The sequence below is a fragment of the Curvibacter fontanus genome (assembly GCF_054780335.1).
On sequence record NZ_BAAGWN010000013.1, the window covers coordinates 89,729 to 115,578 of the forward strand.

Annotated in this window: 27 protein-coding genes and 2 tRNA genes; 22 read left to right on the top strand and 7 right to left on the bottom strand. The window is 63.2% G+C overall.

Going from position 1 to position 25,850, the window contains the following annotated elements; all coding sequences use genetic code 11:
- Window positions 1–115: 115 nt before the first annotated feature.
- The 14 genes from purD to ACYVH8_RS09880 all read left to right on the top strand — a co-directional run bounded on the left by purD (window position 116) and on the right by ACYVH8_RS09880 (window position 12,644).
- Window positions 116–1,396: a phosphoribosylamine--glycine ligase gene (gene purD / locus ACYVH8_RS09815; RefSeq protein WP_460488674.1), complete on the top strand. Its 1,281-nt coding sequence runs from the start codon at window positions 116–118 to the stop codon at window positions 1,394–1,396.
- On the top strand, window positions 1,393–2,040 hold the full coding sequence (locus ACYVH8_RS09820; RefSeq protein ID WP_460488675.1) for a 1-acyl-sn-glycerol-3-phosphate acyltransferase: 648 nt from the start codon (window positions 1,393–1,395) through the stop codon (window positions 2,038–2,040). The genes purD and ACYVH8_RS09820 overlap by 4 nt, the downstream gene beginning before the upstream one ends.
- A gap of 4 nt (window positions 2,041–2,044) precedes the next feature.
- Window positions 2,045–2,968, top strand: coding sequence for an oxygen-dependent coproporphyrinogen oxidase (gene hemF / locus ACYVH8_RS09825; protein WP_460488676.1), 924 nt, complete (start codon window positions 2,045–2,047; stop codon window positions 2,966–2,968).
- A 140-nt stretch (window positions 2,969–3,108) separates the two neighbouring features.
- A complete protein-coding gene (gene nadD / locus ACYVH8_RS09830) occupies window positions 3,109–3,690 on the top strand; it encodes a nicotinate (nicotinamide) nucleotide adenylyltransferase (RefSeq protein ID WP_460488677.1) in 582 nt (193 codons plus the stop codon).
- Window positions 3,690–4,460 carry a ribosome silencing factor gene (rsfS, locus tag ACYVH8_RS09835; protein ID WP_460488678.1) on the top strand — a complete coding sequence of 257 codons (771 nt, stop codon included), beginning with the start codon at window positions 3,690–3,692 and terminating at the stop codon, window positions 4,458–4,460. The genes nadD and rsfS overlap by 1 nt, the downstream gene beginning before the upstream one ends.
- Complete coding sequence (rlmH, locus tag ACYVH8_RS09840; protein ID WP_460488679.1) at window positions 4,457–4,924, top strand: 23S rRNA (pseudouridine(1915)-N(3))-methyltransferase RlmH; 468 nt, start codon at window positions 4,457–4,459, stop codon at window positions 4,922–4,924. The genes rsfS and rlmH overlap by 4 nt, the downstream gene beginning before the upstream one ends.
- A gap of 5 nt (window positions 4,925–4,929) precedes the next feature.
- Window positions 4,930–5,607, top strand: a complete 678-nt coding sequence (locus ACYVH8_RS09845; RefSeq protein ID WP_460488680.1) for a Maf family protein — start codon at window positions 4,930–4,932, stop codon at window positions 5,605–5,607.
- Window positions 5,608–5,768: 161 nt separating this feature from the next.
- Window positions 5,769–7,247, top strand: a complete 1,479-nt coding sequence (rng, locus tag ACYVH8_RS09850) for a ribonuclease G (RefSeq protein ID WP_460488681.1) — start codon at window positions 5,769–5,771, stop codon at window positions 7,245–7,247.
- Between the two features lie 57 nt (window positions 7,248–7,304).
- Window positions 7,305–7,577 carry a type II toxin-antitoxin system CcdA family antitoxin gene (locus tag ACYVH8_RS09855; protein WP_460488682.1) on the top strand — a complete coding sequence of 91 codons (273 nt, stop codon included), beginning with the start codon at window positions 7,305–7,307 and terminating at the stop codon, window positions 7,575–7,577.
- Window positions 7,577–7,894, top strand: a complete 318-nt coding sequence (locus tag ACYVH8_RS09860) for a CcdB family protein (RefSeq protein WP_460488683.1) — start codon at window positions 7,577–7,579, stop codon at window positions 7,892–7,894. Before ACYVH8_RS09855 ends, ACYVH8_RS09860 begins: the two co-directional genes overlap by 1 nt.
- A gap of 16 nt (window positions 7,895–7,910) precedes the next feature.
- Entirely contained in the window at window positions 7,911–9,041 is a 1,131-nt protein-coding gene (locus ACYVH8_RS09865) for a glycosyltransferase family 4 protein (RefSeq protein ID WP_460488684.1), read from the top strand.
- Window positions 9,041–10,378 carry a glycosyltransferase gene (locus ACYVH8_RS09870; RefSeq protein ID WP_460488685.1) on the top strand — a complete coding sequence of 446 codons (1,338 nt, stop codon included), beginning with the start codon at window positions 9,041–9,043 and terminating at the stop codon, window positions 10,376–10,378. Before ACYVH8_RS09865 ends, ACYVH8_RS09870 begins: the two co-directional genes overlap by 1 nt.
- Window positions 10,375–11,307, top strand: coding sequence for a glycosyltransferase family 2 protein (locus ACYVH8_RS09875; protein WP_460488686.1), 933 nt, complete (start codon window positions 10,375–10,377; stop codon window positions 11,305–11,307). The genes ACYVH8_RS09870 and ACYVH8_RS09875 overlap by 4 nt, the downstream gene beginning before the upstream one ends.
- Complete coding sequence (locus ACYVH8_RS09880) at window positions 11,277–12,644, top strand: O-antigen ligase family protein (protein ID WP_460488687.1); 1,368 nt, start codon at window positions 11,277–11,279, stop codon at window positions 12,642–12,644. The genes ACYVH8_RS09875 and ACYVH8_RS09880 overlap by 31 nt, the downstream gene beginning before the upstream one ends.
- Here the strand turns inward: ACYVH8_RS09880 and ACYVH8_RS09885 are convergent.
- Genes ACYVH8_RS09885 through ACYVH8_RS09905 form a run of 5 tightly spaced genes read right to left on the bottom strand, consistent with a single transcriptional unit; the run spans window position 12,641 to window position 17,454 of the window.
- Window positions 12,641–13,531 (bottom strand): DUF6492 family protein, encoded by an 891-nt coding sequence (locus ACYVH8_RS09885; RefSeq protein WP_460488688.1) that lies wholly within the window; start codon window positions 13,529–13,531, stop codon window positions 12,641–12,643. The genes ACYVH8_RS09880 and ACYVH8_RS09885 overlap by 4 nt on opposite strands.
- A 12-nt stretch (window positions 13,532–13,543) precedes the next feature.
- Entirely contained in the window at window positions 13,544–14,227 is a 684-nt protein-coding gene (locus ACYVH8_RS09890) for a class I SAM-dependent methyltransferase (RefSeq protein ID WP_460488689.1), read from the bottom strand.
- Entirely contained in the window at window positions 14,220–14,918 is a 699-nt protein-coding gene (locus ACYVH8_RS09895) for a polysaccharide deacetylase family protein (RefSeq protein ID WP_460488690.1), read from the bottom strand. Before ACYVH8_RS09895 ends, ACYVH8_RS09890 begins: the two co-directional genes overlap by 8 nt.
- Window positions 14,919–14,932: 14 nt before the next feature.
- The gene (msbA, locus tag ACYVH8_RS09900; RefSeq protein WP_460488691.1) at window positions 14,933–16,666 is read right to left on the bottom strand and encodes a lipid A export permease/ATP-binding protein MsbA; all 1,734 of its coding nucleotides are present in this window, start codon (window positions 16,664–16,666) and stop codon (window positions 14,933–14,935) included.
- Window positions 16,666–17,454 carry a glycosyltransferase family 2 protein gene (locus tag ACYVH8_RS09905; RefSeq protein WP_460488692.1) on the bottom strand — a complete coding sequence of 263 codons (789 nt, stop codon included), beginning with the start codon at window positions 17,452–17,454 and terminating at the stop codon, window positions 16,666–16,668. The genes msbA and ACYVH8_RS09905 overlap by 1 nt, the downstream gene beginning before the upstream one ends.
- A gap of 70 nt (window positions 17,455–17,524) precedes the next feature.
- Between ACYVH8_RS09905 and ACYVH8_RS09910 the strand changes: the two genes are divergently transcribed.
- The 8 genes from ACYVH8_RS09910 to ACYVH8_RS09945 all read left to right on the top strand — a co-directional run bounded on the left by ACYVH8_RS09910 (window position 17,525) and on the right by ACYVH8_RS09945 (window position 23,184).
- Window positions 17,525–18,379, top strand: coding sequence for a glycosyltransferase family 2 protein (locus ACYVH8_RS09910; RefSeq protein ID WP_460488693.1), 855 nt, complete (start codon window positions 17,525–17,527; stop codon window positions 18,377–18,379).
- Window positions 18,379–19,668 (top strand): Tol-Pal system beta propeller repeat protein TolB, encoded by a 1,290-nt coding sequence (gene tolB / locus ACYVH8_RS09915; RefSeq protein ID WP_460488694.1) that lies wholly within the window; start codon window positions 18,379–18,381, stop codon window positions 19,666–19,668. Before ACYVH8_RS09910 ends, tolB begins: the two co-directional genes overlap by 1 nt.
- Window positions 19,669–19,710: 42 nt before the next feature.
- Window positions 19,711–20,235 (top strand): peptidoglycan-associated lipoprotein Pal, encoded by a 525-nt coding sequence (gene pal, locus ACYVH8_RS09920; RefSeq protein ID WP_460488695.1) that lies wholly within the window; start codon window positions 19,711–19,713, stop codon window positions 20,233–20,235.
- Between the two features lie 21 nt (window positions 20,236–20,256).
- Complete coding sequence (gene ybgF, locus ACYVH8_RS09925) at window positions 20,257–21,033, top strand: tol-pal system protein YbgF (RefSeq protein ID WP_460488696.1); 777 nt, start codon at window positions 20,257–20,259, stop codon at window positions 21,031–21,033.
- A gap of 29 nt (window positions 21,034–21,062) precedes the next feature.
- Window positions 21,063–22,178 carry a YeeE/YedE family protein gene (locus ACYVH8_RS09930; RefSeq protein WP_460488697.1) on the top strand — a complete coding sequence of 372 codons (1,116 nt, stop codon included), beginning with the start codon at window positions 21,063–21,065 and terminating at the stop codon, window positions 22,176–22,178.
- Between the two features lie 16 nt (window positions 22,179–22,194).
- The gene (locus ACYVH8_RS09935; protein ID WP_460488698.1) at window positions 22,195–22,944 is read left to right on the top strand and encodes a tRNA threonylcarbamoyladenosine dehydratase; all 750 of its coding nucleotides are present in this window, start codon (window positions 22,195–22,197) and stop codon (window positions 22,942–22,944) included.
- A gap of 65 nt (window positions 22,945–23,009) precedes the next feature.
- A tRNA-Lys gene (locus ACYVH8_RS09940) sits at window positions 23,010–23,085 on the top strand.
- A gap of 23 nt (window positions 23,086–23,108) precedes the next feature.
- Window positions 23,109–23,184: transfer RNA gene (locus ACYVH8_RS09945), tRNA-Asn, on the top strand.
- Window positions 23,185–23,227: 43 nt separating this feature from the next.
- Here the strand turns inward: ACYVH8_RS09945 and ACYVH8_RS09950 are convergent.
- Window positions 23,228–24,274, bottom strand: a complete 1,047-nt coding sequence (locus tag ACYVH8_RS09950; RefSeq protein ID WP_460488699.1) for a tyrosine-type recombinase/integrase — start codon at window positions 24,272–24,274, stop codon at window positions 23,228–23,230.
- A gap of 229 nt (window positions 24,275–24,503) precedes the next feature.
- A complete protein-coding gene (locus tag ACYVH8_RS09955) occupies window positions 24,504–25,664 on the bottom strand; it encodes a hypothetical protein (RefSeq protein WP_460488700.1) in 1,161 nt (386 codons plus the stop codon).
- Window positions 25,665–25,850: the final 186 nt, after the last annotated feature.

Genomic DNA, 25,850 nt, shown 5'->3' on the forward strand with positions numbered 1-25,850 from the left:
TCTGCCACCCCCCTTGCAGGGGGCGACACCAGTGGCCCGGCAAAGCCGGTTCCACGGTGTCCGCTGGGTTTTAGACTCTGTTGGCCTGCATGACAGGCAGTAGGTAAAGGTTGATATGAAAGTACTCGTCATTGGCGGCGGTGGCCGCGAACACGCGCTGGCCTGGAAACTGGCCCAGTCCCCCAAGGTGCAGATGGTTTACGTTGCGCCGGGCAATGGCGGTACCGCGCGCGACAAGCGCCTGGTCAATCTGCCCATCACGGATGGGCAGGCCCTGCGCGAGTGGGCGCAGCAGGAAAAGATAGCTTTGACGGTGGTCGGTCCCGAGGCGCCGCTGGCGGCCGGCGTGGTGGACGAGTTCCGTGCCCACGGCCTGCGCGTCTTCGGACCCACCCAGGCGGCGGCGCAGCTCGAATCTTCCAAGGCCTTCTCCAAGGCCTTCATGAAGCGCCACGGCATTCCCACGGCCGCGTACGACACTTTCACCGATCCGGTGGCGGCCCATGCCTATGTGGACAAGATGGGCGCGCCCATCGTGGTCAAGGCCGACGGCCTGGCCGCGGGCAAGGGCGTGGTCGTGGCCATGAACAAGGCCGAGGCGCACGAGGCCATCGACTTCATGCTGCTGGACAACAAGCTGGGTGTCAGCCACAACGCGGGTGGGGCGCGTGTCGTCATCGAGGAATTCCTCCAGGGGGAGGAGGCCAGCTTCATCGTTCTGTGTGACGGCAAGAACGTGGTGGCCCTGGCGACCAGCCAGGACCACAAACGCCTGCTCGACGCCGACCGGGGTCCCAACACCGGCGGCATGGGCGCCTATTCGCCCGCGCCCGTGGTCACGCCCGAGGTGCATGCGCGCGCCATGCGCGAGATCATCCTGCCGACCATCCGCGGCATGGAGAAAGACGGCATTCCCTACACCGGCTTCCTCTACGCGGGCCTGATGATCGACGCCCAGGGGCAGCCCAAGACCCTGGAGTTCAATTGCCGCATGGGTGACCCCGAGACCCAGCCCATCATGATGCGACTCAAGAGCGATCTGGTGGACGTGATGCTGGCGGCCACCGATGGCAAGCTGGACCAGGTCGAGCTGGACTGGGACCGCCGCATCGCCCTGGGCGTGGTCATGGCCGCGTTTGGTTACCCCATGAACCCGCGCAAGGGTGACGTCATCACCGGCCTGCCGGCCGACACGGAGGAGGGCGTGGTCTTCCATGCCGGCACCGCGCTGCAGGACGGCCAGGTGCAGGTCACGGGTGGTCGTGTGCTGTGCGTGACGGCCCTGGGCGACACGACCAAGCAGGCCCAGCAGCGCGCCTACGAGCTGGCGCAGGGCATACGCTTCGACGGTATGCAGTACCGCCGCGACATAGGCTTCCGCGCCATCAAGGGATGATCCCCAACGACTTCCCACCGCCCCATCCGGTGCAATTCCGCGGCAGCGCACTGGCGCGCTGCTTGTTGCGACGCATGGGCTGGTCCGTGCATTTCGAGGGCCTGCCCGGCCTGCAGGGTGTGCTGGCGGTCTATCCGCACACCAGCAACTGGGATTTTGTGAACCTGCTGATCGTCAAATGGACCATCGGCATTCCCGTGCGTTTCTGGGGCAAGGACAGCCTGTTCCGTGTTCCCGTTTTCGGGCACTGGATGCGCTACCTCGGCGGCGTTCCGGTGGAGCGCACCAGTGCCAAGGGTGTGGTGAGCGACACCGCGGCCCGCATGCAGACGGCGCGCGAGCGCGGCGAATATTTCTGGCTGGCGCTGGCCCCTGAAGGCACGCGCAAGTACATTCCGGGCTGGCGCAGCGGCTTCTACCGCACGGCGGTGCAGGCCGGTGTGCCGCTGGCGCTGGTGAAGGTCAATTACGCCGGGCGTGAAGTGACGGTGCGCAGCTTCCTGCGCCTGAGCGGCGACGAGACCACCGACTTTGCGCGTATCGCGACGGCCCTGGAAGGGGCCGTCGGCTGCCGGCCCGAAAACGCCGCGCCCATCCGCCTGCTCGACGCCACCGTGCCACGCAGCGAAACCATCGTGAAGTAACGCCATGACGACTCCGGCCTCCAACGTCCACACCGTGCGCGACTACCTGCAGGACCTGCAGCAGCGCATCACCGAGGCCATCACCGCCATCGACGGCGGCAGCTTCCTGGCCGATGCCTGGCAGAAGGAACCAGGGGAACCGTTGCAGGGCCAGGGCCTGACCATGATCCTGGAGAACGGCCCGGTGTTCGAACGGGCCGGTTGCGGTTTTTCCTATGTGCAGGGCCTCAAGTTGCCGCCTTCGGCCACCCAGCACCGCCCCGAACTGGCCGGCGCGCCCTTCGAGGCCATGGGCGTGTCCCTGGTCTTCCACCCGCGCAACCCCTATGTGCCCACCGTGCACATGAACGTGCGCATGCTGGCGGCCAAGGGCAAAGATGGTCAGGACGTCTGCTGGTTCGGCGGCGGCATGGACCTGACCCCTTATTACGGCTTCGAGGAAGACGCGGTGCATTTCCATACGGTCTGCCGCGATGCGCTGCAGCCTTTTGGCGAGGACAAGTACCCGCGCTTCAAGGCCTGGTGCGATGAATATTTTTTCCTCAAGCACCGCAATGAGCAGCGCGGTGTCGGCGGCGTGTTTTTCGACGACTTCTCCGAGCTGGGTTTCGAGGGCAGTTTCGCCATGCTGCGCGCCCTGGGCGATGCTTTCCTGGCCGCCTACCTGCCCATCGTGGAGCGCCGCAAATCGCTGGCTTATGGCGAACGCGAACGCGCCTTCCAGCTCTACCGCCGGGGCCGTTACGTCGAGTTCAACCTGGTCTGGGACCGTGGCACGCACTTCGGCCTGCAGTCGGGCGGCCGCACCGAGTCCATCCTGCTGTCCATGCCGCCGCTGGTGAGCTGGGCCTACCAGCAGCAGCCTGCGCCGGGTTCGCCCGAGGCCGGGCTCTACACCCGCTTTTTGCCGCGGCGTGATTGGGTCTGAGTGTTGCTTCCTTACACGATGATGTCCATGCACCCGTTCGCGTTGAGCCTGTCGAAACGCCGCATCCGCGTCGACCAGGACTTCGACGAGCTCAGTCCGAACGGATTCAAGTAATGCAGAGCTTCCCCAGAAAACTTGGCATGTTCGGCGGCGCCTTCGATCCGCCGCATCTGGCGCACCGCGCCCTGGCCCGGGCCGCCATCGAGCAGCTCCAGCTGGACGAGTTGCGCGTGCTGCCCACCGGCCAGGCCTGGCACAAGAGCCGGCCGCTGACCGATGCCACACACCGCCTGGCCATGAGCCGGCTGGCTTTCGAGGGCCTGACCCAGGTGCGGCTGGACGACCGGGAAATCCGCCGCGCCGGCCCCTCCTACACCCTGGACACTCTGCGCGAACTGCAGGCTGAAAACCCGCAGGCCGATCTCCATCTGGTCATGGGCAAGGACCAGGCCGATGTGCTGCCGACCTGGCGGAATTGGAAGGAGATTGTCCATCTTGCTATAATTTGTGTAGCTGACCGGGATCTTCTGACAGGCCAGGAAACCCGCTTCGTCCCGCCGCCCGAGATGACCGGACGTTTTTGCAAGCTGCAGATGCCGGCCATGGACATCAGCGCCACCGGCATCCGTACCCGCGTCGCCAGCCGGCAGGGCATCGCCCCACTGGTCAGCCCCGCCGTTGCGCGTTATATTGAACAACATAATCTCTATCAAAGCACCTGATGACCACTGAAACCGCTGCCAAGAAAGATACCCAGAAGCTCCAGCGCGCCATCGTCGATGGCCTGGAGGACGTGAAGGCCCAGGACATCCAGGTGTTCAATACCGAGAAACTCTCGGCGCTCTTCGAGCGTGTGGTGGTGGCTTCGGGCACCTCCAACCGCCAGACCAAGGCGCTGGCGGCCAGCGTGCGCGATGCCGTGCGCGATGCCGGTTTTGCCAAGCCCCGCATGGAGGGTGAGGAAAATGGGGAGTGGATCATCGTGGACTGTGGCGCGGCCGTGGTGCACATCATGCAGCCGGCCATTCGCCAGTATTACCACCTGGAAGATCTCTGGGGTGAGACGCCTATCCGCCTGAAGTTCGGTGCCGACAAGCCCTCGGCCAAACTGGCCGAGAAGGCGCCGGCCAAGGCCGCCGCCCCCGCCAAGACCGGGAGCCTCAAGCGCGCCAGCGCCGCCAAGCAGGGTGTGGCCGAGGCCTATCCCTCGCGCGCCCAGCTGAAGAAGGCCGAGGAGAAGAAGGCGCAGGACCGCAAGAAGGCAGCCGGCAAGCCGGCGGCCAAGAAAACGGCCTCAGCCAAGGCCCCGGCCGGCAAGAGCACGGCCAAGGCCCCAGCCAGGAAGAGCGCGGCCCGGGCCCCGCTCAAGACCGTCAAGGTGAATGCGGCCAAGGCGCCGGCCAAGAAGACGGCGGCCAAGACCGCCGCCAGGCCGGCCAGCAGGGCAGCCAAGGCGCCGGCCAAGAAGGCGGCGACCCGCAAGGCCCGGTGAAGCTGCTGATCGTCGCGGTCGGCCAGCGCGTGCCCGACTGGGCGCAGACGGCCTGGGACGACTACGCCAAGCGTTTCCCGCCGGAGTTGCGCGCCGAACTCAAGGCGGTCAAGACCGAACCGCGCGGCTCCAGGACCGTGGAGCAATTGATGGCGGCCGAGCGCAAGCGCATCGAGGAAGCGATCCCCAAGGGCACCCGCATCGTCGCGCTGGACGAGCGCGGCGCCACGCTGAGCACCATGGCCCTGGCGGCCAAGCTCAAGGACTGGCAGCTCGGTGGTGACGACGTGGCGCTGGTCATCGGCGGCCCCGACGGGCTGGATCCGGCGTTTCGCCAGGCGGCGCACGAACGCATCCGCCTCTCGGACCTGACCCTGCCGCACGCCATGGTGCGCGTGCTGCTGGTCGAGCAGCTCTACCGGGCCTGGTCGATCAACGCCAACCATCCGTATCACCGGGAATAGTCTTCATGACCGGCCGCGCTACCCCTTCCGTTCGGGCTGAACCCGTCGAAGCCCTGGAGCCCTTCGACAAGCTCAGGGCGAACGGGAAATTTATCTATCTCGCGTCCCAAAGCCCGCGCCGCCGCCAGTTGCTGGAGCAGTTGGGCGTGCGCCACGAACTGCTGCTGCCTGGGAAGGATGAAGACGCGGAAGGCATCGAGGCCGTTCTGCCTGGCGAGGCGCCTGCCGCCTATGTGCAGCGCGTGACCCAGCTCAAGCTGGATGCCGCGCTGGCGCGCCTGAGGCGCCGCGGCCTGCCGGCCGCGCCGGTCCTCTGTTCGGACACCACCGTGGCCCTGGGCCGCGCCATCTACGGCAAGCCAGCCGATGCGGCCGATGCCCGCCGCATGCTGGGCGAGCTGGCCGCTCGCAGCCACCGGGTGCTGACCGCCGTGGCCCTCGGGACCCCGCGCCGCCGGGTGCAGGTTCTGAGCACTTCGCGTGTGAGCTTCGCTCCCATGAGCCGGCGGCAGATCAGCGCCTATGTGGCCGGCGGCGAACCCATGGGCAAGGCGGGTGCGTACGCGGTGCAGGGCAGGGCGGCCGCCTTCATCTCGCACATCTCGGGCTCCTACTCTGGCATCATGGGACTGCCCATGCACGAGACGGCACAATTGCTCTTGTCCTTAGGCTTCAAGATCTAGCCCCGCCAGTCAATATGTTCACTTTCAACCTTCGACCCAGCGAGAGCGGATTTCCAAACCGAGGGACACCGTGGAACCGGCTCTGCCGGGCCGCTGGTGTCGCCCCCTGCAAGGGGGGGGGCGTAGCGACACGTAGTGCGCGCAGCCTGGGGGTGTTTTAAGTGCCACAAGAAGACATCCTGATCAACTGGTCGCCACAGGAGACGCGCGTGGCCGTGGTGGAAAACGCGGCCGTGCAGGAACTGCACGTGGAGCGCACCAGCGAGCGCGGTCTGGTGGGCAATATCTACCTGGGCAAGGTCTCTCGTGTGCTGCCCGGCATGCAGTCGGCTTTCATCGACATCGGCCTGGACAAGGCGGCCTTCCTGCATGTGGCCGATGTCTGGCACCCACCGGCCGAAGGCGAGTCGCTCAGCGCCTCGCGTGCATCGCAGCCTCAGGTGCCGATCGAGAAACAGGTTTTCGAGGGCCAGGCGTTGATGGTGCAGGTCATCAAGGACCCCATCGGCACCAAGGGCGCGCGCCTGTCCACCCAGGTCAGCATCGCCGGGCGCCTGCTGGTCTTCCTGCCGCAGGACGACCACATTGGCGTGTCGCAGAAGATCCCGCTGGCCCAGCGCGACGAGCTGCGCACGCGCCTGCAGAAACTGGTGGGCGAGCAGGGCGGCGGCTTCATCCTGCGCACCAACGGCGAGGACTCCAGCGATGCCGAGCTGGGCGAGGACATCGCCTACCTGCGCAAGACCTGGGCCCGCATCAAGGACGCTTCGATGCGTCTGCCGCCGAAGTCCCTGCTGCACCTGGACCTGAACCTGCTGCAGCGCGTGTTGCGTGACCTGGTGAGCGAGCACACGGTGTCCATCAAGGTGGATTCACGCGAACAGTTTGAAGCGCTGCATGCCTTCGGCATGGAGTTCATGCCGGCCGCGGTGGGCAAGCTGCAGCATTACAAGGGCGAGCGGCCCATCTTCGACCTCTTCGGCATTGACGAGGAGATCGCCAAGGCCCTGGGCAGGCGTGTGGAGCTCAAGTCGGGTGGTTACCTGATCGTGGACCAGACCGAGGCGCTCACCACGGTCGACGTGAACACCGGCGGTTTCGTCGGCGCGCGCAACTTCGACGACACCATCTTCAAGACCAATCTGGAGGCGGCCGGCGCCATTGCCCGCCAGCTGCGCCTGCGCAACCTGGGTGGCATCGTCATTGCCGACTTCATCGACATGACACGCGAGGACCATCGCGAGGCGGTGCTGACCGAGTTCCGCAAGCAGCTGGCGCGGGATCGCGTCAAGACCATGCTGGGCGGTTTCTCGCAGCTGGGTCTGCTGGAGATGACTCGCAAGCGCACACGTGAATCGCTGGCCCACATGCTGTGCGAGCCCTGCCCGAGCTGCACGGGCAAGGGCATCGTCAAGACCGCGCGCAGCGTGGCCTACGACATCCTGCGCGAGATCCTGCGCGAAGCGCGCCAGTTCAACCCGCGCGAGTTCCGGGTGGTGGCCGCACCGCAGGTGATCGAACTGCTGCTGGACGAGGAAAGCCAGCACCTGGCGGGGCTCTCCGACTTCATCGGCAAACCGATCTCCCTGCAGAGCGAGGCCGCCATGTGGCAGGAGCAGTACGACATCGTCCTGCTCTGATGCGCATGTTTGATGGTGATAGACTATGCGCATATTAATCTGCGCATGGAGGGTGTGATGCCTATGCCCCAATCTAAACCATCTGAAGGTCTATCGCGTACACGTTCGGCTGGAAAGCGGGCGACGAACCTCAGCTTGAGCGCTGAGGTGCTGGATGCAGCCAAGGAGTTGCGCCTCAATGTTTCTCAGTTATGCGATCAGTATTTGCGTGAGGCCGTGAGGCGTGAACAGAATCGGCGATGGCGGGAAGAGCACGCGGGATTCATCGAGGCCTACAACGCCACCCTCGAAGCCGAGGGACTGCCGCTGGACCAGTGGAGAACGTTTTGATGGCCCGCTTTGATGTGTACGCCAATCCTGGTGAGCATGCCAGTACGACCCCCTATCTCCTCGATGTGCAGAGTAATCTGCTGGATGGTCTGGACAGCAGGGTCGTGATTCCATTGAGAAGTCTGGCGCATTTTCCCAAGGTCAAACTGTCGACGCGGTTGACCCCAGTGCTTCGCATCGAGGATCAGGATTACCTGCTGGAAACGCCCAAGATGGCCGCCGTGCCCCAGCGCGTCCTGAAAACTGTGGCGGCTTCCCTGGCCAATGAGCAGGCACAAATTACCGCCGCGCTGGATTTCCTGTTCCAAGGCTACTGATTTCCGGATTCTCAGCTTGCGCATCGCCATCATCAACCGCGTTTTTTCCAGATCTGCCGGCGGTGCCGAGAGCTATTCGGTGGCCATCACGCAGGAACTGGCCGCACGGCATGAGATCCATGTTTTTGCGCAGGAAACGAACCAGCCCGTGGAGGGGGTGAACTATCACCCCGTGTTCTGCCTGAGCCAGAAGCCGCGCTGGATCAACCAGCTGCTGTTTGCCGTCACCACCTGGTGGCGCACACGCAAGGGTTTTGATGTGGTGCATTCGCACGAGAACACCTGGCATGGCCAGGTCCAGACCGTGCACGTGCGGCCGCTGCGCCACAACCTGCTGCACGGACGTCGTGGCCTGGATCGCGCACTGCGCTGGCTCAAGGTGTGCCTGAGTCTGCGCCTGATCACCTATGTCTGCCTGGAAGGCGCGCGTTTCAAGCGCAGGCCGGGGCGGGTCATCGTGGCGACGTCCAAGACACTCAAGCTCGAGTGCGAACAGGCCTATCCGGCCAGCCGCAAGCGCCTGGCGATCATCACGCCGGGCACCTATCTGCGGCAGGACACCATGACACGCAATATGGCGCGCCGCCAGCTGGAACTGCCCAGCGATGCGTCGCTGCTGCTTTTTGTGGCCAACGATTACAAGCGCAAGGGGCTCGATGCGCTGCTGCAGGCACTCGCCAAGCTGCCAGCCGAGGTACATCTGGCTGTGGCCGGAAATCCGGCACCCATTGCACACTACCGGCAGCAGGCCGACAAGCTGGGCGTGGCGACCCGGGTGCATTTCCTGGGGTCGCTGGACGAGCTGGGCCCGGCCTACCGTGCGGCCGACTGCCTGGCCCATCCCACCCTGGAAGACAGCTTTGCCATGGTGGTGCTCGAAGCCATGGCGCACGGCCTGCCGGTGGTGGTCAGTGGTCCGGTGCATTGCGGCATCTCGCGCGAATTGCAGGACCGGCACGAAGCCCTGCTCCTGCACGATCCGCGTGATGCCCAGGCCCTGGCGGGCCTGCTGCGTTCCGTGCTCGACCAGCCCGAACTGGCCGCAAAGCTGCGCCACTGCGGGCTGGAGTTCGCTCGGGCCCATACCTGGGAGAGTGCCGCCCTACAATACGAAGCGCTTTACCAGCAGGCCGCCGCCCTATCCTGATGACTGAACCCACCCGGCAACGCTGGCTCATCCTGGCCCATGCCTTCAACATGGATGGCCGGGCCGCCAGCCAGACCATCACCGACAAGCTCCCTCACCTGCGCCAAGCCGGCATTGAAGTTGTGGTGCTCAGCGGCGTGTCAGGCAGCAAGGACAAGGTGGTGGAACATCACCAGCTCTGGCCTGCGGGGCCCGCCGGCTTGCGTTTCGAGCTGCGACATGTGCTGCGCCGGCGCTTTGCCAACCCTGTCGCCTACCGCCTGCTGATGACCCTGGCTACGCTCGTGCTGCTGCCCGGGCTCATCATCGAGAAGCTGCTGCGCCCGGTGGAAAGCTCCTGGTCCTGGTGGTTCAGCGCCTGGCTCACGGGCAGGGCGCTGGCGCGCCAGCAGCCCTTCGACCTGATCTATTCCACGGGTGGCGCTTTTGCCGCCCATCTGGCCGGGCGGGCCTTGAAGCGCGCCACGGGCACCCCCTGGCTGGCCGAGGTGCATGACCCCTTCATCACGCCTGGCAGCACGCCGCATACCGCGCAGCAGAAGATGCAGGCGCGTGTGGAGGCGTTGATCTGCCGCGAAGCCGACGTGGCCATCTGGTTCACCGAGCAGGCCCTGGCCAGCGCGCGGGCACGCCACCCCGCGCTGGGTGGGCGCGGCAAGATGCTGCTGCCGGGCATCGACCCGCCGTTCCGCACCTTGCCGCCCTACCAGCCGGACTCGAAATTCATCGTCGGACATTTCGGCTCGCTCTCGGCCACGCGCAATCTCACGCCTTTCATCCTGGCGCTTGAAGCCTTGCAGGCGAGCCGACCGGACCTGGTGGCCGCGACCGAACTGCAGGTCACGGGTGGCCCGCTGGATGCCGTCTCGGCGGCGAAGCTCGCGCTGTCGCCGGTGCGGGCCTGTGTGCGCCATCTGGGACGCATCGAAGCCGATCCCATCACGGGGCAAAGTGGCCGCGAGCAGATCCTGCGTCGCATGCGCGGCGTGGACGTGCTGCTGCTGCTACACGGTGAGGAGCCGATTTGCGAGGAATACATCCCCTCCAAGCTCTACGAATACCTGTGGATGCAGCGTCCCATCCTGGCCACGGTGCACCGCAATCCGCAGATGGCGGCCATGCTGCGTGGCGAAGGCCACGTGGTTGTGCAGACGGGCGAGTCGGGACAGGGTGCAGAGGCTTGCGCGTCTGAATTTTCTCGCGGACTGGTGCAGCTGTTCGACCGCTGGTGCGGTGCGGGCCTGCCAGACAGCGATCGCACCAGTCCCTACACCACCCAGGCTGCCGTGGCGCGCCTGCTGGACTGGGTGGCTGATTTGAAGAGGAGCCCGGAGTGACGACACCTTTGCTGTCCCTGGTCGTTCTCGGTTTTCGCAACTTCGATGTGACCACGCGCGCTTGCCTGGAGTCGCTGGTGCCCTGCTTCGATGACCCGGAGATCGAGGTTCTGGTCGTCGACAATGGGTCGCCCGACGATTCGGCCGCGAAAACCGCCGCTTGGTGCGTGGCTCATCCACAAGTGAAATGTCTGCTGAGCGACACCAATCGTGGCTTCGCTGGAGGCATGAACTGGGGGGCAGCGCAGGCACGCGGCCGCTGGCTGCTGCTGGTCAACAACGACACCGTTTTCCCAATGAGCACGCTGGACGCTTTGAAGCGTACGGTTCGCGAGGCTCCGGCCGACGTGGCCATGCTCGGGCCGGTGACCAATGCAGCAGGCAACGGGCAACGCCTGTGGAAACCAGGTGCCACGCACGAAGACTGGCTGCAGATCGGGCAGTGGCTGAACGAAAACCCGGCGCACCAGCTGATGCCGGCCTATCGCTGCGATTTCTTCTGCATCGCCATCCGGCGCGATGCCTGGGACCGGCTCGGCGGCCTCGATCTGGATTTCGGTCTGGGCTATTACGAGGATTTCGATTTCAGCCTGCGTCTGGCCAAGGCCGGTTACCGGCAGATGATCACCGAGGATGTGTTCATCCTGCATGTGGGCAGTGCGACTTTCAAGGCCAGTCCCTCGGCGCGGGCACTGATCAAACGCAACAAGAAGCTGCTGAAGTCCAAGCATCCCGAGGCCCGCTTCGAACATACACGCCTGGGCAATCTGGCGGTGCTGCAGGCCTACAAACAATTGGAGTCTGGCGGCTCCTGGAATCCCCTGCTCGAGTCCAGGAGACAACTGCGGCTGGGTGCGCTCAGCGGTGATGCGCCGCGCAGCTTTTTCAAGAGATGGTTATGGAAAAACAAAGTTGCACGCACGCTTTGAAAGCGTGCCTATCCGATCCGGCAGTCTGGACCGGACTTTTTGCGGCGATCTATCTCGCCGTGTTGCCCATGGCCGATACCATTGCGCTACGCAATGTCGCCCTCCTGGCCTTGCTCCTGTGCCTGGTCTGGCAGTTCCCAAAGATACGTCCTGAGTTTCGCCTGGGCCTGCCTATTCTGCTCTGGGCGATCTATCTGCTGATTTTCCCATTCATTGCTGACGATCACCGTGTTGCATTGCAAAGCCTGGAAGGCCAGTGGGCTCGCGGAATACTGGCCATGCTGGCCGGTGCCGGTACGGCGTTGGTGCTGCGCAAAAAAAATATAGGGTCCGCGTTTTATCTCGGGCTGGTCAGTTCCGTGACCCTGCTGGTTTTCTTGTCGTTGGCGGCCTGGAAGGCACTGCAGACTGGCCAGATTCCCTGGGGTTACTGGGGGAGGGAAAGTCATCATGCCGATCTGGGTTATGCCGCCGGGCAGGCCGTGGTCCTGCTGATGACGGCTCTGATCGCCGGCCAAAGGCGGTACCGGCTCTGGGCACTGCTGCTCGTGGCTTGCGCTCTCATTTCTCCGGCGTTGGCGTACTCGCGCGCGGGGCTCGCATTTGCCGTCCTGGGCGGATTGCTTGTCTTTCTCGCGGTGGTGCTGACCCAGGCCGGCGCGACCCGGCGGTATGTATTGGGAGGCACGGCAGCTTTGCTGCTGGCGAGCGTGGCGGTCATAGGTGTGGCGGTCAAGGTTGACCCGCGCTGGCAGGACATGACCGTCAAGTTCGCAGCAGGCTTCCTGGGCGATCCGATCCTTATTGAATGCGAGGGGACGGCTTCCATCGAAGCCGAGATTTCTTCACGCTTTGCTCCTGCTGAACGCGCGCAGCGCGTCATCGCCGGGGTGCGTGATGGGGATGGCGCTCGCATAGTGATACTGCGTGCGGGTCTGGAATTGGCTTACAAGCATCCTTGGGGCCTGGATGGCTCAAGGCAGTCATTCGAAAAGCTGTTGAGGCAGGAGTGTGCTGATCCGGTTCTGAAACTGGCGCATGCGCACAATGGATGGGTTGATACGGCACTTGCCATTGGATGGATGGGCGTCCTGCTCTATTTCTGGGTTCTGGCGTATTTCTGCGTCCAGGGCTTCATGCATCTGCGGGACAACTCTGAACTGAATGAATGGGCACTGGTCCTGATTGCCCTGTCGATTTTCTGGATGCTGCGCGCCTGGACCGACTCTGTTTTTCGTGATCACATGTTCGAAATGCAGGGCTTTGTTTTGGCCTACGCTCTACTGAGTGCCAGCTATCGTCATGTCGAACCCAGGCAAGCGCAGTCGGTAATTTAAATCCTGCCAAATAGCCGCTTCACGCGGCGTGAGAGACGCGAACCCAGCGAGCCTGCCTCGCGTGGCCAGTCCATCTGGCGGTCCCAGGCAGATTGATAGATCACACCACAATAGAGCTTGGCAAGTTCATTGGGGGTGATCCGATTCCTACTGTCGATATCGAGTTGCCAAGCGTAGTGGTAGACCTTGAAAAGTGACTCTCTGGGAATGATGGGAATTGCCTTGTACTTCAGCAATGCCTCTCCGTACCAGTTTGCGTCCAGAGCATTCATGAGCGTCGCTTCCAGAAAGCTGATGCCACGCGTATCGAGGAAATTCTTTTCGAGGCTCTGCCAGACAGCTTTGTGCCAAATCAGTGGATTCGGACCATAGCTGTACGATGGGCCATTCCTTTCAAATATCTTCTTGAAACTTTCGGACTCCCTGAAGAAGTCATCGATAACGCCGGTTTTTCCTGTCCTGAGCGACAGATCAAGAATATCGTGACCTTCGTTAATGATGGTGTACGGGGTCCCATCCGTTGACAGAAATTCACGTTTCGTGAATGGGCGAATAAAGAAGGAATCTGAGTCAAGACAGACATAGCTGTCGGAAATGTCTAGGCGCCAAAACTCGGACTTGATGATCTGCTGCGATTGCCCGCCCGGAAGCTGAGCGAGCTTTTGGGCGTCTATTCGAGGGTTCGCTCGGATGATGGACTCATCTTCGATGAGGTTGACATCGAGTCCCGACAAGTGCTCCTTGAATAAGGCGAAATCCTTTTGAGGAATCGAGATGTAAAACGGAATTTTTTCCGTATTGAAGTCGTCGATGCTTTTCGCCAATCTGCAAGTACGTTTGAGATCGGTCCTGTAGCTCTTGCAATAAAGTACGACAGTAGAGTCCATCGCTTGACTGCTTCAGGTTGATGGCTGGTAAGGTGCGTCGCTTTTTCTAGCCGACAGGATAAGTTGCTTTGCAAGCAGATCCCCAAGTCCGAGTGCCTTGAGCATTTTCTTCTGCCATCTTGAGGCGTCATCGGTAATGGTCATGACATGTTTGGCGCCACTGCATTCGATGAGTTCAATGGCCGATTTTCGCGTGAAAAAGCGCAGATGCGTACGATCGAGAATTCCAGACTCCGTGTAATCGAACCGACCGTTGAATGCGAGGTCCATGAGGATATGGTAGTTCCTGATGTTTGGGATACTAATAATCCACAAACCACCCGGCCTGAGCAAGTTATCAAGCCTGCGGACAGTCTCCCAAGGATTGACAAGATGCTCAAGGACATCCAAGCACAAAATCAGGTCAACCGATGCGGGGGGGAGGTTGAGCGAGGCTTTTTCGATGTCCAATTTGAAGAATTGATCAACAGCTCCCGGGCTTGCTCGCAATTCGGCATAGGGCTCTACGCCTGCAGTCCAATTGCACACGCCTATTTTTTTCAACCACTCGAGTGTGTGCCCTTCGGAGCATCCGATTTCAAGCGCGCGCAGAGGGGAGACGATCCCCTTCGGCAGCAGAGGGGCTATTTCCATTCGCGCCCGCGAGAAGTACTCCCTGGTCTTGTCAGCGTAGAGATTAGTAGATGAATCAACCACGACGGTCCTCGTATTGAGTCTGGATTTTCAAGTAGAAATGCAGTACGTGCGTCGCTTGCGCCACGAGCACCCGGCGCAGCGTCATCAGGTCATCACCCGCATGCACACGGCCGCGCCGTGTCGTGGTGGCCGTGACGTAGCCCGCCTCCCGGGCCAGTTGGCTGTGCTCGACACCGAAGCGGCCATAGGGATAGCAGAAATGCCGCACTTCGCAACTCAGGGTGTTTTCCAGTTCCCGCTTCGAGTCGGCGATCTGTTCACGCGCCTGCACGAGGTCAAGCTCGTTCAGGTCCGCATGAGTCCGGGTGTGTGAGCCGACATCCATGCCGCCGGCCAGCCAAGCCCCCCAGTCGGCTTCGCTCATGAGAGGTTTTTCGGCGACCAGGCCTTGGTCCCAGCTGTTGGTGCCGCCGATCATGCCGCTGACGGCATAGCAGGTGGCGGTGAAGCCGAACTTTTTCAGTATCGGTAGAGCGTTGTGCAGATTGTTCTGGTAGCCGTCGTCGAAGGTGATGCCGACGACTTTGCCCTTTTTTTCACCCTTGAGGTAGGGCTCCAGATCCCGCATCGACAGGCCGCGGTAACCCAGTAACTTGAGCAGCAGCATCTGGCGGTCAAACGAGCCAGGCGACACAACCAGGCCACGCAGCGGCGTGCCGCTGGGCGGCGGCACATCGATCTGGTGGTACATGAGGATAGGGATGTTCATGTCTGTACGCGTATGAGGTTGGCGTAATAGCCGCCGCTTGCGAGCAGCTCAGCGTGCGTGCCGCTTTCCACGATGCGTCCCTGCTCCAGCACGAGGATGCGGTCTGCATGTTCGATGGTGCTCAGGCGGTGAGCGATGACCAGGGTGGTGCGGTCTTTCATCAGCACCGCCAGGGCGGCCTGGACCTGGCGCTCGGATTCGGTGTCCAGGGCCGAGGTGGCTTCGTCCAGGATCAGGATGGGGGCGTTTTTCAGCAGCGCGCGCGCGATGGCGATACGTTGGCGCTGGCCGCCCGAGAGGCGGGCGCCATTTTCACCGATCATCGTGTCCAGCCCCTCCGGAAGTTGCTCGATGAACTCCCAGGCGTAGGCAGCCCGGGCTGCATTGATCACGTCGTCACGGCTGTGTGTGCCCAGGGTGCCAAAGGCGATATTCGCTTCCAGCGTGTCGTTGAACAGGACCACGTCCTGGCTGACGAGCGCGATGTTCTGGCGCAGGCTCATCAGGGTGAGGTCCTGGATGTCCGTTCCGTCCACGAGGATCCTGCCGCCGCTGGCGGCATAAAAACGCGGGATCAGCGCACTGATGGTGGTCTTCCCGCCGCCGGAGGCTCCGACCAGTGCGACGCTTTGCCCGGCTGCGGCATGAAAGCTGATGTCGTTCAGTGCCAGACGCTCGGCGCCGGGATAACGGAAGCTGACCTGCTCGAAAGTGATGTCGCCACGGGCCTGTCCAAGCACACGCGTGCCGCCATCGGCCTCCTCGGGGGTGTCCAGCAGATCGAAGACGCTTTCCGCAGCGGCCAGTCCCTTCTGCAGGGTCGTGCTGATGGTGGTGAGTTGCTTGAGCGGCGCAATCAGCAGCAACATGGCCGTGATGAAAGAGACAAAACCGCCAGCGGAGGCGCCCGCTTTGCCCGTGGCCTGGCTCAATGCCAGGTAGGTGATGACGGCCACAGCGATCGCCGCCGCAATGTGGGTGATGGGTGTGGTGGCGGAGGCGGGGATGGCCTCGCGCATCTGAGCGCGGCGAAACTGCTCGGTCGCGTCGCCGAAACGCTGGACCTGATGAGCCTGCCCGCCGAATATCTTGACCACCTTCTGCGCCTTGACCGTTTCCTCGATGGTGTGGGAGATCAAACGCATCGACAGCATGCTCTTCTGGCTGGCCGCACGCATGCGTTTGCCGAAGGATTTCACGGTGTACGCAATGACCGGGCCGATCGCCAGCGTGATCAGGGTGAGCTTCCAGTCGAGGTAGAGCAGATAGGCCAGAAGCGCGATCGCCGTGAGGGATTCACGGACCATCGTGACCAGTGCGCTGGTGGCGGCTTCCGAGACATGGCTGACGTCATAGACCAGTCGCGAGATCAACTGCCCCGCCGAATGCTGGTCGAAATGCTGCGTGGGCAGGGTGATCAGCTTGGCGAACATGGCGCGCCGCAGATCGGTGACCACACGGCTGGAAATCCACATCATCAGGTAACCGGTGAAGTAGACGAACAGACTACGCACCAGAAAGAGGGTCACGATGCCCACCGGGATCAGCCAGACCATGCGCGGGTCGTTCGTCTGGAAACCTTTGTCCAGCAGGTACTTCATGATGGCCGGGAAGACCGGCTCGGTTGCCGCGGTGGCCACCATGCCGACCACAGCCAGCGCAAAAGCTTTCCAGTACGGCCGTACGTAGGACAGCAGCCGCAGGTACAGGGAGCGATTGGTCGGGGGCATCAGGGAGCGCGGGCCTGTGACCTGGGCGCCTTCCAGGCTTCACCCTTCTGCATCTCCAGCGCCTTCACATAGCGGTAGAAGGTGCCCTCGAAGTTGCCCAGGGCGATCATGAAACCGGCCCAGCCGTCCAGGAAACCGAGCTTGAAGACATAGTGCTTGACGAAGGACCAGATGCCGTGCGCCAGGGCCGAGCCCATGGAGATCCGCTTGTGCACGATCTTCTCGGCCCCCAGGCTCGAATAACGGTTCGCCTTGTGCATGACCTCGGCCATGTTCTTGAAGGGGAACTGCCAGATCACGTTCTGCAGCGTGCCGATGGGCTTGTCAGTGTGCAGCACGTAGCCCTCGTGCACGGGCTTGAGGTCGTAGCTCATCTTGCCCTTGCGGAAGAGCTGCGGCTGGCGGAAGTTGGGGTACCAGCCGGAATGCCGGATCCAGCGGCCCATGAAGTAGTTGCGCCGCGGCACGCGCCAGACGTCCAGCGCATCCGGGTCGTTGGCGATGGCGCGCACTTCGGCTGCCACCTCGGGCGTGCAGCGCTCGTCGGCGTCGATGCTGAAGATCCAATCGTGTGTGCAGGCTGCAATGGCCTTATTGCGCAGGTCACCGAAGCCCTTGAATTCGACCTGCACGACGCGCGCGCCCAAGCGTGTGGCGATGTCCTGTGTGCCGTCGGTGCTGTGGGAATCGACCACGATGATCTCGTCCGCCCACTTCGCGCTCTCGATGGTGGCCGCGACCTTTTCGGCCTCGTTGTAGGCGATGATGTAGACGGAAATTTGGCGCATCGGGGGTGGTAGTATTCGGCGGCCCGCCTGTGTGGCGCGGGCCGATATCAGTCGTGTAGTCTAGTTCAAAATGAGCCCCTCCGAGCCCGTTTCCGTGGTCATCACGACCTATAACCGCAGCGACGCCCTGCTGGCCGTGCTGCAGGGCCTGGCGCGGCAGACCGACCGGGCTTTCGAGGTGATTGTGGCGGACGATGGTTCGCGTGTAGAGCATCGCCGCACCATCCTGGATGCCCCCGTCGCCCGTGAACTGGGCCTGACGCATGTCTGGCATCCCGACGTCGGCTTCACCGCCTCCAGGGTCCGCAACCGCGGCGTGGCGGCCGCCCGCCACGCCTACCTCATCTTCATGGATGGCGACTGCGTCCCCGAGGTGGATTTCATCGCCCGCCACAAACAGCTGGCCGCGACCGGGCATTTCGTCAACGGCAGCCGCGTGCTGCTCTCGCCCGAACTGACCCGCAGCGTGATCTCGGGCGCCGAGCAGATCTGCGGTCGCAGCGCCTTCTACTGGCTGAGGCAGCGCCTGCGCGGCCGGGCCAGCAAGCTGACCCATCTGCTGCGCCTGCCCGACTGGCGCGGGCGGGTGCATGCCGACTTCTACTGGAAGGGCATACGCAGCTGCAATATGGGTGTCTGGCGCAGCGATTACGAGTGCATCGACGGTTTTGACGAGTCCTTCGTCGGCTGGGGGCACGAGGACGCCGATTTTGTGCTGCGCCTGCACCATGCCGGCGTGGCGCGCAAAAATGGTTTCTGCGCGACCGAGGTCTTCCACCTCTGGCACAAGGAGGCCGCACGCGACCAGGAATCGCAGAACGCCCGCACGGTCCGCGAGCGGGCACAGTCGGACATCGTGCGTGCGGCCTCGGGTTATGCTCAGGCCCGCCCGGATGACGATGTTGTCATGACAAGGCTGGGATAATGCAAAAAATGATGAGACGCTACCTGTTGACTTTGATCACGCTGCTGGCCGCCTGGCCGGCCTACGCCCAGTTCCGGGTGGAGGTGTCCGGCGTGGGCCTGACGCAGTTGCCCATTGCCTTTGCGCCTTTCCGCGGCGAGGATGCCTCGCCCCAGAAGATCAGCGCCATCGTGCAGGCCGATCTGGAGCGCAGCGGCCAGTTCCGCAGTGTGGCGGCCCGCTCGGGTTCGCTCGACGAAAACGCCCGCCCGGACCTGGTGCCCTGGCGCCAGAGCGGCGCCGACTCCCTGGTGGCCGGCAGCATCTCCCGCCTGGCCGACGGCCGTTACGACGTGCGCTTCCGCCTCTGGGACGTGGTGGCCGGTCGTGACCTGGGCGGCCAGAGTTATGCCGTCAGCCAGGCCGATCTGCGCCTGGCCGCGCACCGCATTGCCGACTTCGTCTACGAGAAGCTCACCGGGGACAAGGGCGTCTTCTCGACCCGCATCGCCTATGTCACCAAGGCAGAGCAGCGCTACAGCCTCTGGGTGGCCGATGCCGACGGTGAGGGCGCCCAGCCCGCGCTGACCAGCCCCGAGCCCATCATCTCCCCGAGCTGGTCGACCGACGGCCGGCAACTGGCCTATGTGTCCTTCGAGTCTCGCAAGCCGGTGGTCTATATCCACGACGTGGCAAGCGGCAAGCGCCGTCTGGTGGCCAACTTCCGCGGCTCCAACAGCGCGCCGGCCTGGTCGCCCGACGGGCGCAGCCTGGCCGTGACGCTGAGCCGTGACGGTGGCTCGCAGCTCTACACGCTGGACGTGACCACCGTGGGCGCCGAGCCGCGCCGTCTGACCCAGTCCTCCAGCATCGACACCGAACCCATCTATTCGCACGACGGCAAGTTCCTCTACTTCGTCAGTGACCGCGGTGGCAGTCCGCAGATCTATCGCATGCCCGCCGCCGGCGGCAACCCGGAGCGGGTGACGTTTACCGGCACTTACAACATTTCCCCTACGCTGAGCGCCGACGGCCGCTGGCTGGCTTATATTTCCCGGGTCAGCGGCGCTTTCAAACTCCATGTGATGGAGTTGTTGACCGGCAATGTCACGGCCCTGACCGAAACCAGCGCCGACGAGAACCCGAGTTTCGCTCCCAACAGCCGCCTGCTTCTCTATGCGACCAAACAGCAGGAACGCGAAGCCCTGATGACCACCACCCTGGACGGGAAAATCAAGGCCCGCTTGGCCGGGCAGGGTGGTGATATCCGGGAGCCCGACTGGGGGCCGTTCCAGAAAACGTCCAACTGAACACCCTTTACCATTTCACGATCGATCCCACAGGAGTAAAAAATGTCGATGAAGAAACTCGCGCTATTGGGCGCACTCACCCTGGTGATGGCCGGCTGCTCGTCCGTCAACCTGGACAACCCCCCGGTGGAGGACCGCTCCAGCGGTGCGAACGCCACCGCCGGTGACAGCGTCGTGGCCAAGACCTCGGTTGCCGCCCCGGTCGATGACGGCAAGGCGTCCCAGGCAGCGATCGCCAATGTGTCCCGCCTGGTCTACTTCGATTACGACAGCTACGTCATCAAGCCCGAGTTCCAGGCCCTGATCGACGCGCATGCCGGCTATATCAAGGCCGAGCGCGGCCGCAAGGTCGTGATCGAAGGCCATACCGACGAGCGCGGTGGCCGCGAGTACAACCTGGCCCTGGGCCAGCGCCGTGCCGAAGCCGTGCGCCGTGCGCTGGTGCTGCTGGGTGTGGCGGACAGCCAGATCGAGGCCGTGAGCTTCGGCAAGGAAAAGCCGGTCGAGCAGGGCAGCAGCGAAGCAGCCTGGGCCAAGAACCGCCGCGCCGAAATCCGCTATCGCTGATCACCCGCTGGAGACTTTGCGATGCGCAAGACCCTCCGCCTGGCAGCCCTGCTGCTGTGCGCCTGCGGCGCCACCGTAGCGCAGGCGGGCCTTTTCGATGACGAAGAGGCCCGTCGTGCCATCCTCGACCTGCGCCAGCGTGTGGACAGTGTGCGTCAGGACACCGAAAACCGCTCAGCCGAGCAGGCCGCGCGCAGCACGGAAGAGAACGCCCAGCTGCGCCGCAGCCTGCTGGATCTGCAGACCCAGATCGAGACCCTGCGTGCCGACATGGCCCGCCTGGTCGGGCAGAACGAGCAACTCACGCGCGACGTGGCCGAAATGCAGCGTCAGCAGAAGGATCTGCTGGCCGGCATCGACGAGCGCCTGCGCAAGTTCGAGCCGACCAAGGTCACGGTGGATGGCCGGGAGTTCCTGGCCGACCAGGCTGAAAAGCGTGACTACGAGGCCGCGCTGGGCATCTTCCGCAAGGGGGACTTCGTCGCAGCGCAAGCCGCCTTTGTCGAGTTCCTCAAGCGTTACCCCAGCAGCGGTTATGCGCCATCGTCCTTTTTCTGGCTGGGCAATGCCCAGTACGCCACGCGGGACTACCAGGTGGCCATCCAGAACTTCCGTAACCTGCTCACGCAGGCGCCGGACCACCTGCGCGGCCCTGAAGCCGTGCTGTCCATCGCCAACTGCCAGGTCGAGCTCAAGGACACCAAGGCGGCGCGCAAGACGCTGGAAGACCTGATCAAGGCCTATCCGCAATCCGAGGCCGCCGCCGCCGCGAAGCAGCGCCTGCCCCGGCTCAAGTAGGTTTTGGGCCCGGCTTTAGAATCCGGGTCATGCATACCTCCGACCTCACCGCGCTCAACACCCTGGTGTTGAGCGCCTCCTTTTTTCTCTCTCTGCTCTTTGGCGCCATCGCGCAGCGCACCCATTTCTGCACCATGGGCGCCGTCAGCGACGTGATCAATATGGGCGACTGGACGCGCATGCGCCAGTGGGGCCTGGCCATCGGCGTAGCCATGGCGGGTTTTGCCCTGCTGGCCTATGCCGGTCTGATCGACCCGGCCAGGACTCTGCATGGCGGCAACCGCTGGCTCTGGCTCTCAGCCGCCATCGGTGGCGCCCTGTTCGGCTTTGGCATGGTGCTGGCCTCGGGCTGCGGCAGCAAGACCCTGGTGCGCGTGGGTGCGGGCAACCTCAAGTCCCTGGTGGTGCTGCTGGTCATGGGCCTGGCGGGTTTTGCCACCATGAAGGGCATCACCGCCGTGCTGCGCGTGGCCACCGTGGACCGGGTCAGCGTGGACTTTGCCGGCACGGCCAATCTGCCCTCTCTGGCTTCCTCCCTCCTGGGGCTCACGCCCGCTCTGGCTGGCTTGCTGCTCGGTCTCGGCCTGGGGCTTGTCCTGATCGTCTGGGCCCTGCGCGGAGAACAGTTCCTGCATATCGACAACCTCCTGGCCGGCCTGGGCATAGGCGGCATCATCGTCGCGATGTGGTGGGTCAGCGGCTCCCTGGGCCATGTGGTCGAGCATCCGCAGACCCTGGAAGAGGTCTATCTCGCCACCAACTCGGGCCGCGCCGAAGCCCTGAGCTTTGTGGCCCCGGTGTCCTATGCGCTGGACTGGCTCCTGTTTTACAGCGACAAGAGCAAGGTGCTTACTCTGGGCATCGTCTCCGTCTTCGGCGTCATCGTTGGTTCCGCCATCGTGGCCCTGTGGGACCGCAGCTTCCGCTGGGAGGGTTTTGGCAGCACCGAGGACGTGGCCAACCATCTGGTGGGCGCCGTGCTCATGGGCGTGGGCGGCGTCACCGCCATGGGCTGCACCATCGGCCAGGGCCTGACCGGCCTGTCCACCCTGGGGCTCAACAGCCTGGTGGCCTTTGCGGCCATCGTGGCCGGTGCCGTGCTGGGTTTCAAGTACCAGATGTGGCGCCTGGAGCGCATGGCCTGACGTGACGTCTGCTGCCATGGATGCAGAGCGCCGCTTCGGCGGCCTGGTCCGTCTCTACGGCGTCGCCGCAGCGCAGCGCATCCGTGCCGCCCATGTGGCCGTGGTGGGAGTCGGCGGGGTCGGCTCCTGGGCTGTGGAGGCCCTGGCGCGCAGCGGCGTGGGGCGTCTGACGCTGATCGACCTGGACCACGTGGCCGAATCCAATATCAACCGCCAGATCCACGCCCTGGAGGCCACGCTGGGCCAGGCCAAGGTGCTGGCCATGCGCGATCGCATCGCACAGATCAACCCGGATTGCCAGGTGCAGGGCATCGAGGCGTTCGTGGAGCCCGGCAACTGGCCGGCTTTGCTGCCCCCGGGGGTGGACGCCGTCATCGACGCCTGTGACCAGGTGCGCGCCAAGACTGCCATGGCGGCCTGGGCGCTCAAGCGCAAGATCGTTTTCATCAGTGCCGGCGCCGCGGGTGGCAAACGCCTGGCGCATGCGGTGGACATCGAAGACCTGGGCCGTGTCACACACGACCCGCTGCTGGCGCAGCTGCGTTACCGCCTGCGCAAGGAACATGGCGCAGCGCGAGAGGGACGCAAGATGGGCGTGACCTGCGTGTTCAGCCGCGAGGCTGTCAGCGGCCCCGATGCGTCCTGTGCCGTCGAGGGCGATGGCTCGCTCAACTGCAGCGGCTATGGTTCGCAGGTGGCCGTCACGGCCACCTTCGGCCAGTGCGCGGCCGGCTGGGTGCTCAATGAGATCGTGAAACTGGTTTGAAAGGCATGAGAAAATCACGCTATAATTGAAGGCTTGTCGGGGCTAGCGTAAGCGTCCCGGTCTGGGGGACGTTAGCTCAGTTGGTAGAGCAGCGGACTTTTAATCCGTTGGTCGCAGGTTCGAATCCCGCACGTCCTACCAATTACAATTCGAATACCGAATATTCCTCGATAGCTCAGTCGGTAGAGCGCCGGACTGTTAATCCGTAGGTCCCTGGTTCGAGCCCAGGTCGAGGAGCCAATAAAGATAAGGGCTAGCACGAAAGTGCTGGCTCTTTTTCTTTTCAGCCGTGACTAAAACGTGACAAAGCAATCACGTTCTTGCCACTCCCCCCGCGCTCGATTCGAGACGCTGCGGCCAACAAATTCTCCGTTGCAAACTTGGCATAGCGGTCCACCATGTTCCGCGACTTCCAGCCGCCCAGGTCCTTGAGTTCGTCGCAGGAGGTTCCCGCCTGACGATGCCAAGACGCCCAGGTGTGGCGCAAGTCATGAAACCGGAAGTCCTCGATCCCCGCTCGCTCCAACGCTGTATGCCAGGCCGTGTTGGTCACGTCCGCCCTTAGGGGCTGGCCTTCGTAGGTGAAGCAGTAGCGCAGATGCTTGCCGATTTGCTCCTTCAATACCTCTATCGCATCTTCATTTAACGGCACTCCCCGAGGCGTTCCATTCTTGGTCTGGTTCAGCCAGGCGGTCCTGCGGTTCAAGTCCACCCGGTTCCATTCCAACCCCGTGATCTCGCCAGCGCGGCAGCCTGTTGCCAGGGCATACCGAACCAGGGCCGCCAGATGGGGCGCACAACAGCGGATCAACCGTTCCGCCTCTTCATGCGTCAACCAGCGGTCGCGCTCGACTTCGCCAGGAAGCATGCGAATCTTGGGCATGGTGTCGATCCACTGCCATTCATCGCGAGCCATTCTGAGAATGCCCCGGACGGCTGACAAGTAGCGGTTCACCGTGGCCGGCTTGTTGCCCTTCTTGAGCTCGCCCTGGATGATGGTCCAAACCATGTCGCCATTGATTTGGCTAAGCAGCTTGTCGCCCAGGTAGCGGTCCAAGTGGCGGCAAATCTGCCGAACCCCCGCAATATTTCGCAGTCCCTGTTTCAGTTCGAGATACCGAACCACGGCCTCTTGCCAACTGCGCTGAGGCTTGATCCCGAAGTGGGTTTCGCGGTACGCATCCAGCTTGAGTTTCGCTAGATACGCTTCGGCGTCCTCTCGGTTTTCAGTCCCAGTGCTTTGGCGTACTCTTTTGCCGTCGGGGAGCGTTGCATTGATCCACCAGTTACCGGAATCCGGCCGCCGGTAGACCCCTTCATTACGGGCCATAAATTCTCCTTTCCGGCCCGTCTTCGCTCGCCCTTATGTTCGTCCAGCCAGGCATCCAAGTCAACCCGGTCATAAACGCAGCGCCGCCCGAACCGGACATAGGGCACGTCCAGCTGACTTAGGAGGGTGACGCCGATCCCCAGGTACTCGGCAGCCTGTTCCTTGGACAGACACCGAACCGGGGGTAGGGGGAGCAAAGACGGGGCCTCGTCTTCCATGGTTCTGGTCCTTACTCGCCCCTGGAGGCCCGGCGGTAGGCATCCGGTCCCTCATCCCTGGAAGCCTTCTTGAGCGTAGCCGCCAAGCCCGGTTCATTGATGCCTGTGTTGAAATCCCGCGCCTTGAGCGCCACCCGTTGGGCCAGCAACTCCTCGAAGGTCATGCCCTTCTTGTCGGCCAGGACGGAGAAGTTCTCATGCAGGACATGCAGCAGGGCCTCAATCGCCTCGTTGTGATCGTCCAGGCCGTGCATGGCCATGTAGGACACCAGAGAGCCCATGACCATCACCGCCAGGCGTTGCTCGCTGGGCGTGCGTGCGTTGCTGAACCGCTCCAGGCGGCCCGAGTTGGCAGACTCCCAGTCCACAGAGGCCAGGGCCACCCACAGTGGATGAATCGGCCAGCGTCCCCGGACCGTGTCCGCCTCATTGGGAACCGTGAGCCGCAGCCATTCGGTGGTGGCGTAGCTCCACAGGCCGTTGAGGTGTTCCAGGATGCTGTCCAGGCTGGAGAGGCCCTTCTCCTTGAGGAAATCCCGCTTGAGCTCGAATTCCAGCCGCCAGACGGGCTCCCCGACGGCCCAGCCCACTTGTTGCCAAAGGTTCATGACCCAGGGCTTGCCGCTGTAGAGGATTTCCTCGACCTTGTTGTAAAGCCGGGCGCTGATGATCCCGCCCATACCGATGGTCCAGCCCGTAAAGATTTGGTCCTTGGCATAGCTGTGAATCTGGGTCGCCCGCGTCACCCAGGCCGACCGGGGCCAGGAGTCCATGGCGATGCTGGACACGAAATCAGCCGCAAGGTCGATCCGGGAGACCAAACCGCTACCTGTGACGTCCCCAAACTCAGCCAAGAGCTCCTGGAGCTCCTGATAGACCGCTAGTGGGCCTTTGTGTGCCAGGTACTCCGCCGAGACCTTGACGTAGGCCATGGGCAGCTTCTTGCCTGGCTTGGACAGTTGCAGCCGGTAGGCGTTGTCCTCCAGGACGAAGGGGAACATTCGGGCGCCCTTGTCCTTGACCTCGAAGATGTGTTGGCCCACCACGTACTGGGCTTGGGCTTGGAGCTCCGGGTGTTCGGACTGGGCCTTGGTCTTGAGGGTGCTCAGAGCCGCCAGGACTTCGGGCCGGAGATCGCCAGGGAAGGACAGGTACAGACTGTCAACCGCCAAGCGGAGCAGCCGGAAGGCATCCACAGGAGGTGTTTTGTCGTTATGGGGTGCTGTGTTACTAGGGAAGGTCTGAACAAGTCCACCGAACGGCCCCTTGAATCGTTGATCGTGGCAAAGGAGTTGTGCCGATGGACCAGATCAGTTTCGCCGATGCCGAATACGCAGGCAAGAGGAAGAAGACCCGGC

Bases quoted from the DNA above. Each gene is read 5' to 3' on its own strand.
- ACYVH8_RS09870 (WP_460488685.1), top strand. From the start codon at position 9,041: ATGACTGAACCCACCCGGCAACGCTGGCTCATCCTGGCCCATGCCTTC.
- ybgF (WP_460488696.1), top strand. From the start codon at position 20,257: ATGCGCAAGACCCTCCGCCTGGCAGCCCTGCTGCTGTGCGCCTGCGGC.
- ACYVH8_RS09895 (WP_460488690.1), bottom strand. From the start codon at position 14,918: ATGTACCACCAGATCGATGTGCCGCCGCCCAGCGGCACGCCGCTGCGT.
- ACYVH8_RS09885 (WP_460488688.1), bottom strand. From the start codon at position 13,531: ATGGACTCTACTGTCGTACTTTATTGCAAGAGCTACAGGACCGATCTC.
- ACYVH8_RS09905 (WP_460488692.1), bottom strand. From the start codon at position 17,454: ATGCGCCAAATTTCCGTCTACATCATCGCCTACAACGAGGCCGAAAAG.
- ACYVH8_RS09950 (WP_460488699.1), bottom strand. From the start codon at position 24,274: ATGGCCCGTAATGAAGGGGTCTACCGGCGGCCGGATTCCGGTAACTGG.
- rsfS (WP_460488678.1), top strand. From the start codon at position 3,690: ATGACCACTGAAACCGCTGCCAAGAAAGATACCCAGAAGCTCCAGCGC.
- pal (WP_460488695.1), top strand. From the start codon at position 19,711: ATGTCGATGAAGAAACTCGCGCTATTGGGCGCACTCACCCTGGTGATG.
- ACYVH8_RS09845 (WP_460488680.1), top strand. From the start codon at position 4,930: ATGACCGGCCGCGCTACCCCTTCCGTTCGGGCTGAACCCGTCGAAGCC.
- hemF (WP_460488676.1), top strand. From the start codon at position 2,045: ATGACGACTCCGGCCTCCAACGTCCACACCGTGCGCGACTACCTGCAG.
- purD (WP_460488674.1), top strand. From the start codon at position 116: ATGAAAGTACTCGTCATTGGCGGCGGTGGCCGCGAACACGCGCTGGCC.
- ACYVH8_RS09930 (WP_460488697.1), top strand. From the start codon at position 21,063: ATGCATACCTCCGACCTCACCGCGCTCAACACCCTGGTGTTGAGCGCC.
- tolB (WP_460488694.1), top strand. From the start codon at position 18,379: ATGCAAAAAATGATGAGACGCTACCTGTTGACTTTGATCACGCTGCTG.
- ACYVH8_RS09935 (WP_460488698.1), top strand. From the start codon at position 22,195: ATGGATGCAGAGCGCCGCTTCGGCGGCCTGGTCCGTCTCTACGGCGTC.
- ACYVH8_RS09820 (WP_460488675.1), top strand. From the start codon at position 1,393: ATGATCCCCAACGACTTCCCACCGCCCCATCCGGTGCAATTCCGCGGC.
- ACYVH8_RS09910 (WP_460488693.1), top strand. From the start codon at position 17,525: ATGAGCCCCTCCGAGCCCGTTTCCGTGGTCATCACGACCTATAACCGC.
- ACYVH8_RS09860 (WP_460488683.1), top strand. From the start codon at position 7,577: ATGGCCCGCTTTGATGTGTACGCCAATCCTGGTGAGCATGCCAGTACG.
- nadD (WP_460488677.1), top strand. From the start codon at position 3,109: ATGTTCGGCGGCGCCTTCGATCCGCCGCATCTGGCGCACCGCGCCCTG.
- msbA (WP_460488691.1), bottom strand. From the start codon at position 16,666: ATGCCCCCGACCAATCGCTCCCTGTACCTGCGGCTGCTGTCCTACGTA.
- ACYVH8_RS09855 (WP_460488682.1), top strand. From the start codon at position 7,305: ATGCCTATGCCCCAATCTAAACCATCTGAAGGTCTATCGCGTACACGT.
- ACYVH8_RS09880 (WP_460488687.1), top strand. From the start codon at position 11,277: ATGGAAAAACAAAGTTGCACGCACGCTTTGAAAGCGTGCCTATCCGAT.